This window comes from Aminobacter sp. P4_H6_2, from assembly GCF_056400805.1.
This window is the reverse complement of record NZ_JBFUKO010000666.1, coordinates 1-2,819: the sequence shown is the minus strand read 5'-3', so window position 1 is coordinate 2,819 and position 2,819 is coordinate 1. Positions and strand designations below refer to the sequence as shown.

Annotated in this window: 2 protein-coding genes; both read left to right on the top strand. The window is 62.6% G+C overall.

Features of this window, described 5'->3' with window-relative positions:
• The first annotated feature begins 16 nt into the window (after positions 1-16).
• Positions 17-1,048: a substrate-binding domain-containing protein gene (locus AC1DUU_RS28310; protein ID WP_476786664.1), complete on the top strand. Its 1,032-nt coding sequence runs from the start codon at positions 17-19 to the stop codon at positions 1,046-1,048.
• Between the two features lie 99 nt (positions 1,049-1,147).
• Complete coding sequence (locus AC1DUU_RS28305) at positions 1,148-2,686, top strand: sugar ABC transporter ATP-binding protein (RefSeq protein WP_476786663.1); 1,539 nt, start codon at positions 1,148-1,150, stop codon at positions 2,684-2,686.
• The last annotated feature ends 133 nt before the right edge of the window (positions 2,687-2,819 follow it).

Sequence of the window (2,819 nt, the reverse complement as noted above, 5' to 3'; positions counted from 1 at the left end):
GGCCAAGGGAGGAAACTTGCGAAAATTTTTGAGCACGCTCGCAATCGCGGCGGCTGCGTCGACCTGTTTGGCTTCGACCCAGGCGCTTGCCGAAACCGCCAACCCGTTCAAGTGCGAGCCGGGTGAGAAATACGTCATGAACGTCATGGTCTCGGGCGTCGAATACTGGTTCCCGGTCTACGAGATGTTCAAGCAGGCGGGCCAGCAGTTCGGCTGCGAGACAGAATATACCGGCACGCCCGAATACGACGTCAACAAGCAGATCGCCACCTTCGACCAGGCGCTGGCCCAGAAGCCGGCCGGCATTCTCGTGCATCCGATGAACTCCGATCCGTTCATCGAGCCGATCAACCGCGCCATCGAGCAGGGCACGGCGGTCGTCACCTTCGCCGCCGACTCGCCCAATTCCAAGCGCGTCTCGTTCATCACCTCGGACAATCTGGCCGAAGGCACCTATGCCGCCGACGCCGTTGCCAAGGCAATGGACGGCAAGGGCGAATATGCCGTGCTGGAAAACCCCGGCCAGGACAATCACGACAAGCGCGTCTCGGCCTTCATCGCCCGCATGGAAGCCAAGTGGCCCGACATGAAGCTCGTCGGCCGCGCGGCTTCGAACCAGGACCCGACCAAGGCCTATCAGGCCGTGCTCTCCCTGGCGCAGGCGCATCCTGATCTCGGCGCGGTGTTCATGCCGGAAGCCAATTCGGCCATCGGTGCTGCCCAGGCAGCCAAGGAAGGCGGCGGCAAGATCAAGGTCATGCTGGCCGACGTCAACGCCAAGATCCTCGACATGATCAAGGCCGGCGAGATCTACGGATCGGTCAATCCCAACCAGGGCATGCAGGGCTATATGGGCTTCATGCTGTTGTGGATGGCCAAGCATCCTGAGCTGATCGACCCGATGAACGACACCAAGCGTTCGGGTGCCAACGGCATGAGCGTGCCCTTCGTCGACAACGGCTTCTCCATCGTGACAGCCGAAAACGCCGACGATTTCTATTGGGACAAATACCTGCAGCGCCGCGGCACCAAGGGCATCGAGGAATAAGCTCGAAATCCTTTGCCTCGACGGTTCGTTGGGGCGGATAAAGTCGGAAGGGGGTTTGCGCCCCCTTCCCCCTCGCAGCGCCCATCGCAGGAGCATGGCGTGACAGAGACGCCCATTCTTGAAATACGCGGCCTGTCCAAGGCGTTCGGCCCGGTCAAGGCGCTGAGCGACGTGCAGTTCGAGCTCAGGCGCGGCGAAATCCATGCGCTGTGCGGCGAAAATGGTGCTGGCAAGTCGACGCTGATGAACATGATCGCCGGCGTGCTGCAGCCCGACCGGGGCGAGATCCTGATCGACGGGGCGGCTGTTTCGATCCCCTCGCCGGCAGTGGCCCAGCGTCTCGGCATCGCGCTCGTCCATCAGGAAATCGCGCTGTGCCAGGACGCGACGGTGGCCGAAAACATCTACATGGCCGCGATCAATGCCCGCCGTGCGCCGCTGATGAATTTCCAGAAGCTTTATGCCGACGCGCAGAAGGTCATGGACCTGCTCGCCCCTATCCCGGTCCGCACCAAGGTCGCCGACCTCTCCATTTCCAACCAGCAACTCGTCGAGATCGCCAAGGCGCTGACGCTCGACTGCAAGGTGCTGATGCTCGACGAACCCACCGCAGCACTGACCGAAAGCGAAGCGCAAAGGCTGTTTGCCATCGTGCGCGGCCTCAAGGATCGCGGCATTTCGGTGGTCTACATCAGCCATCGCATGGCAGAGATCTTCACTCTGTGCGACCGCGTCACCGTCTTCCGTGACGGCCACTATGTCGCCACCGACCCGATTGCCGAAAGCTCGCCCGATGATGTCGTGCGCAAGATGGTCGGCCGCGAGATCACCCAGCTCTACCCCGACAAGCTGGCGCCGCAAGAACCTGGCCGCATGCTGCTCTCTGTCGAAAACCTTTCCGACGGCGACCGCTTCGCAGATGTGAAATTGCAGCTGCGCGCCGGCGAAATTCTTGGCATTGGCGGCCTGATCGGCGCTGGCCGCAGCGAGATCGCGCAGACCATCTGCGGGTTGAGGCCGGCGACGTCAGGCACCGTCGCGCTCGATGGCAAAGCGCTTCGCATCCGCAACTACAGCGACGCCGTCAAGGCAGGCCTCGTCTACCTCTCCGAAGACCGCAAGGGCTCGGGCGTGTTCCTTGACATGCCGATCGCGGCAAACATCTCGGCCCTCGACCTTGGCAAGCTGACCGGATCGCTCGGCCTGCTCGACCGCAAGGCGGAGGACCGCCAGGCGACCGATCTGACCAAGCGCCTCGGCGTGCGCATGGCCGGCATCGACGTCGCCGTCTCGACGCTGAGCGGCGGCAACCAGCAGAAGGTTGCGATCGCCAAGCAGCTGTCGATCGACCCAAAAGTCATCATCATGGACGAGCCGACGCGCGGCATCGATGTCGGCGCCAAGGTCGAGATCCATCGCCTGCTGCGCCAGCTTGCCGCTAGGGGTGTCGGCGTTGTCGTCATCTCGTCGGAGCTGCCGGAACTCATCGGCCTGTGCGACCGCGTCATGGTGGTGCGCGAAGGCAGCATCGCCGGCGAGCTCGGCGCGGACGAGCTTGGCGAAGAAGCCATCATCATGCTGGCCTCTGGCGTCCAGAACTCTTCAAATCAAAAAAAGCAGGCCCAAAATGTCGCCTAGGGAAGCGGGAGAAACCCTCATGCACGCCGATATCAAGGCAGAAGGTGGCGCGCGGCGCATCAATTTCGTCCGCCTCGCCTCGATGCGCGAAGCCGGCCTGATCGTCATCATCCTGGCGTTGTGCATCGCCATG